The organism is Lutibacter sp. B1, from assembly GCF_012524075.1.
GTDB lineage: Bacteria > Bacteroidota > Bacteroidia > Flavobacteriales > Flavobacteriaceae > Lutibacter.
In genome coordinates this window covers 1-1,067 of sequence record NZ_JAAZUI010000116.1, presented here as the reverse complement: position 1 = coordinate 1,067, position 1,067 = coordinate 1, and the positions used below count along the sequence as shown (strand labels likewise).

The 1,067-nt window shown below is 31.3% G+C and carries 2 protein-coding genes; both read right to left on the bottom strand.

Annotation, left to right across the window (positions count from 1 at the left end; all coding sequences use genetic code 11):
* On the bottom strand, nt 1–706 hold a 706-nt coding region (locus tag HGB55_RS15160), incomplete at its 3' end, for an IS3 family transposase (protein ID WP_371807832.1).
* Nucleotides 703–999, bottom strand: coding sequence for a transposase (locus tag HGB55_RS15155; RefSeq protein WP_168817924.1), 297 nt, complete (start codon nt 997–999; stop codon nt 703–705). The genes HGB55_RS15155 and HGB55_RS15160, both read right to left, overlap by 4 nt.
* Between the last annotated feature and the right edge of the window lie 68 nt (nt 1,000–1,067).

The following is a 1,067-nucleotide window of genomic DNA, read 5'->3' as shown; positions in this document are numbered from 1 at the left end:
GTTCGATTTTTAATGTTTTAAAGAAGGATTCTGCCACTGCATTATCCCAACAATTAGCTTTTCTACTCATAGATTGTGTAATCAAAGAATTAGACTTGATGATTTTTCTAAATTCTCTTGAAGCATATTGTATTCCTCTATCAGAATGAAAAAGTAAAGGTTTTGTTATTGAACGCTTACTAGTAGCCATTTCCCAAGCAGGAATAATAGTTTGATTTGTATATAATCTAGTGCTTAATGACCAACCAATTACTTGTCTATTGTACAAATCAATAATTGTAGTTAAATACAACCAGTCCTTTTTAGTTTTGATATACGTAATATCGGATACCCAAACTTCATTTAATCCACTAGGGTTAAAGTTTCTATCTAATAAATTTCTACTAACTGGGTAACTGTGATTGGAGTTAGTAGTGATTTTAAATTTCTTTCTATGTTTACTAACCCAATTATTTTCACGCATAATTTTAGCTACTCTTGTTCTTGAAATACAATAATTATTACGTTTCAATTGTTCAGCAATTCTAGTAGAGCCATAACGCTGCTTACTGTCTTGAAATTCCTTTTCTATTAAATCTGTAAATAAACTATGCTCCTGTACTCGTTTGGATGGACCTTGACTAAACCACCTGTAATAACTACTTCGACTTACTTTTAAAACTTTACACATTCTCTCAATGGGATATAAATGTCGATAACTGGCTATAAATTGATAGATTTCCCATCGCTCTTGGAGAAAATGTGAACGGCTTTTTTTAATATCTCAAGCTCTAATTCTTTTTCTTTAAGTGCTTTGCGTAATCTCTTCACTTCTAAAGAATCATCTTTTAATATTTTTTGACTCTCTGGATTCTTAACTGCTTTAGCTTCTTTTCGCCATTTATAAATCCTTTGTGGATCTAACCCCAGCTCATCTGCCAATTCTTTAATGTTAGCTCGCTGATAACTTAATCGAACTGTTTGATCTTTAAACTCTTTACTGTAAATACGTTTTTTCATGTTTCTAAGATATTTGTTTTGTAACAAACGGTCTTAAATTTTGTGTCCGAGTAAAGGTAACAACTCCA

Bases quoted from the DNA above. Each gene is read 5' to 3' on its own strand.
- HGB55_RS15155 (WP_168817924.1), bottom strand. From the start codon at position 999: ATGAAAAAACGTATTTACAGTAAAGAGTTTAAAGATCAAACAGTTCGA.